The 3,797-nt window shown below is 70.0% G+C and carries 4 protein-coding genes and 1 pseudogene; all 5 read left to right on the top strand.

What is annotated here, in order from left to right:
- Positions 1-187 (top strand): annotated as a pseudogene (locus AB0395_RS47755) (hypothetical protein); the annotation flags it as partial.
- 10 nt (positions 188-197) lie between these two features.
- Entirely contained in the window at positions 198-1,094 is an 897-nt protein-coding gene (locus tag AB0395_RS47750; protein ID WP_366294905.1) for a TIGR01777 family oxidoreductase, read from the top strand.
- 37 nt (positions 1,095-1,131) lie between these two features.
- Positions 1,132-1,869, top strand: a complete 738-nt coding sequence (locus AB0395_RS47745; RefSeq protein ID WP_366294903.1) for a peptidase E — start codon at positions 1,132-1,134, stop codon at positions 1,867-1,869.
- A gap of 28 nt (positions 1,870-1,897) precedes the next feature.
- Complete coding sequence (gene lipB, locus AB0395_RS47740) at positions 1,898-2,575, top strand: lipoyl(octanoyl) transferase LipB (RefSeq protein WP_366294901.1); 678 nt, start codon at positions 1,898-1,900, stop codon at positions 2,573-2,575.
- A 208-nt stretch (positions 2,576-2,783) separates the two neighbouring features.
- A complete protein-coding gene (lipA, locus tag AB0395_RS47735; protein ID WP_366294899.1) occupies positions 2,784-3,713 on the top strand; it encodes a lipoyl synthase in 930 nt (309 codons plus the stop codon).
- Positions 3,714-3,797: the final 84 nt, after the last annotated feature.

Below are 3,797 nucleotides of genomic sequence, written 5' to 3'. Positions count from 1 at the left end.
CACCATGGAGGCGGGGCGCGCGATCTGGGGCTTCCCCAAGGAGATCGCCGACATCGACCTGCGCCTGTCGACCCCGTACAAGCGGTGCGTCGCCCGGCCACTTGTCCGGCGCGCACCCCCGGCCACGCGAAACACGATGAATCCGGCCGCCGCCCCGTTCCCGAAGATTTCCACGGAGGTTGATTAGATTGGGCGACATGGCGACCATCGTGACCGGCTCCTCGGGCCTGCTGGGCTCGGCTCTGGTCAGGGCTCTGCGGGCCGACGGCACCCGGGTGGTGCGTCTGGTACGGCGCGAGCCCCAGGGCCCGGACGAGGCATTCTGGAACCCGGCGGAGGGTGTGCTGGACCCGGCGGCCATCGAGGGCGCCGACGCCGTGGTGCACCTCGCCGGGGCGAGCATCGGCGACCGGCGCTGGAGCGACGACGTCAAGCGCGAGGTGGTCCGCAGCCGTGTCGAGGGCACCAGGACCCTGGTGAGGGCGCTGACGCGAGCCGGGGCCGGGCCCTCCGCACTGCTCTCCGGTTCCGCGGTCGGCTTCTACGGCGACACCGGCGACCGCGAGGTCGACGAGACGTCCCCGCCGGGCGAGGGCTTCCTCGCCCAGGAAGTGGTCGTGCCCTGGGAGGCGGAGACCACGCCCGCACAGGAGGCGGGCATCCGGGTCGCGCTGCTCCGCACCGGCCTGGTACTGAGCCGCGAGGGCGGCATGCTGCCCAAGATCCTGCCCGTCTTCAAGATGGGGCTCGGCGCACCGCTCGGGTCCGGCGGGCAGTACTGGTCGTGGATCTCGATCGACGACTGGGTCGGGGCCGTGCTGCGCGTCCTGCGGGACCCGGGGCTCTGCGGCCCGGTGAACCTGACCGCGCCGGAACCGGTCACCAACGCGGAGTTCACCAGAACACTCGCCCAGGCCGTGCGCAGGCCCGTGATGCCGCTGGCCGTGCCTGGGTTCGTGCTGCGGACCGCCCTCGGGGAGTTCGCAGAGGAGGGGGTGCTCACCGGGCAGCGGGTGCTCCCCCGGCGCCTGAGCGAGGCGGGACACGCGTTCCGGCATATACATCTCGGCGACGCACTGGCCGCCGTACTCTAGGGTCCCTGTTTCCGCCGCATCAACTGGGAGATCACATATGGGCAGGTCCGGGCAGTCTCACATCCTCGCCATCGGGGGCGGCTCGTTCCGTCCCTCGAGGCACCAGGGGGTCATGGAGGCGAGTGCACTGCTGCGGTACGCCCTCGACCTGACCGGCCAGGACCGACCGAGGCTGGGCCTGCTCGCCACCGCGACGGGCGACGACGCGGAGTGGCTGCTGAGGATGTACGGCGCGTTCCGGGCCTGGGACGTCGAGATCAGCCACCTGACCGTCTTCCCGATGCCCAACGTTGAGGACCCGCGCGAGTGGATCCTCAGCCAGGACGCCATCTACGTCAGCGGCGGCAGTGTGGCCAACCTGGCGGCGCTGTGGCGGCTGCACGGCCTTGACGAGGCCTTCGAGGAGGCCTGGCGGGCGGGTGTGGTGCTGTCCGGGCAGAGCGCCGGAGCACTGTGCTGGCACGTGGGCGGCAACACCGACTCCTTCGGGCCCGAGCTGCGGGTGTGGGCGGACGGCCTCGGCCTGCTGCCCTACTCGTGCGGCGTGCACTACAACTCGGACCCGCAGCGCCGCGAGCTGCTGCACGAGTCGGTGGCCTCCGGTGAGCTACCCGGCGGCTACGCGGCAGACGAGGGTGTCGCGCTCCACTACGTGGGCACCGAGTTCATCCAGGCCGTGACCGTCGACCCGAGGGGCTACGCCTACCGGATCGAGCACGACGGGGAGAGCGGGGTCAAGGAGTTCCGCATCGAGCCTCGCCTTCTCACGACTTGAGCACGAACGGGTCAACTACTCTTTAAGCGTGACTGAGCTGGCGATCGTTCGTCTTGGCGTTGACTACCCCTATGAGCAGGCTTGGGATCTTCAGCGGCGCATCCACGCCCGCCGCGTGGCCGACGAGATCCCCGACACCTGCCTGTTGCTCGAACACGCGCCGGTGTACACCGCAGGCAAGCGCACCGCCGCGCACGAGCGTCCGACGGACGGCACCCCGGTCATCGACGTCGACCGGGGAGGCCGCATCACCTGGCACGGTCCCGGCCAGCTCGTCGGCTATCCGATCATCAGGCTCGGGGAGCGGCTGGACGTCACCTCCTACATGCGGCTGCTCGAGGAGACGCTCATCCGCGTCTGCGCCGACTTCGGGGTCCAGACGGGACGGGTCGCGGGACGCAGCGGCGTCTGGGTGGCCGGAGACCCCTCCCACGGCCTGCCGGACCGAAAGGTCGGCGCGATCGGCATCAGGGTCTCGCGGGGTGTGACGATGCACGGCTTCGCGCTCAACTGCTCCAACGACCCGAGCTGGTACAACCGGATCGTCCCGTGCGGGATCAGCGACGCCGGGGTCTCCTCGCTGTCCGCGGAGACGGGACGCAGGATCGTGGTCGACGAGGTCACGCCGTACGCCGAGAAGCACCTGGTCGAGGCACTCGGCGCACAGGCCTTCGACCTCCCCGAGGAGGACCTCTTCCGCCGCTAGGTCGTATCGCCGATCAGCCCCATGAACCAACGCCGCCGGCACTGGTTTTGGCCTGGGCGCGCCGGTGTCTGGACTGAGGAGCGAAGCGACCGAACGACGAGGGAAGACGCCGACCAGGAAACGCCCAAGCCCGCGACGCCGCCAGGCGGCGCAGAGCAACACAGCCCTCGTGCGCGCCTCCGTTCCCGCGGGACATAAGCTGAATGGCGTGACCGTTGCTCCTGAAGGCCGAAAGCTCCTCCGCCTGGAGGTCCGCAACAGCCAGACCCCCATCGAGCGCAAACCCCCGTGGATCAAGACCCGGCTGAAGACCGGGCCTGAGTACACCGAGCTCAAGTCGCTGGTGAGACGCGAGGGGCTGCACACGGTTTGCGAAGAGGCCGGCTGTCCCAACATCTACGAGTGCTGGGAAGACCGTGAGGCCACGTTCCTCATCGGTGGCGACCAGTGCACCCGCCGCTGCGACTTCTGCCAGATCGACACCGGCAAACCCGCCGAGTACGACACCGACGAGCCGCGTAGAGTCGCCGAGTCGGTCCAGCAGATGGGCCTGCGCTACGCCACGGTGACCGGTGTCGCCCGTGACGACCTGCCGGACGGCGGCGCCTGGCTGTACGCCGAGACCGCCAGGCAGATCCACGCGCTGCTGCCGGGCTGTGGTGTCGAGCTGCTGGTCCCCGACTTCAACGGCGACCAGGGGCAGCTCGAGGAGGTCTTCTCCGCCAAGCCGGAGGTGTTCGCGCACAACATCGAGACCGTGCCGCGGATCTTCAAGCGCATCCGCCCCGCGTTCCGCTACGAGCGGTCCCTCGAAGTGATCACCAAGGCGCGCAGGGCCGGTCTGGTGACCAAGTCCAACCTGATCCTCGGCATGGGCGAGGAGCGGGAGGAGGTCGTCCAGGCCATGCGCGACCTGCACGCGGCCGGGTGCGACCTGCTGACCGTCACCCAGTACCTCCGCCCCACCCCGCGTCACCACCCGGTGGACCGCTGGGTGAAGCCCGAGGAGTTCGTCGAGCTCCAGAAGGAGGCGGAGGCCATCGGCTTCGCCGGAGTCCTGTCAGGGCCGCTGGTCCGCTCCTCCTACCGGGCGGGACGCCTGTACCAGCAGGCCATCGAGGCTCGCCAGCACGCCTGACCCATGCTCGCCGAGGGGCCCGCGCGTCACGCGCGCCCGTGCCCCCGAGAGCAGGTGACCGTCAGGGAAGCAGGACGAGGCGTC

Source organism: Streptosporangium sp. NPDC051023, from assembly GCF_040689595.1.
Taxonomy (GTDB): domain Bacteria; phylum Actinomycetota; class Actinomycetes; order Streptosporangiales; family Streptosporangiaceae; genus Streptosporangium.
This window is presented reverse-complemented; position numbering and strand designations above follow the sequence as displayed.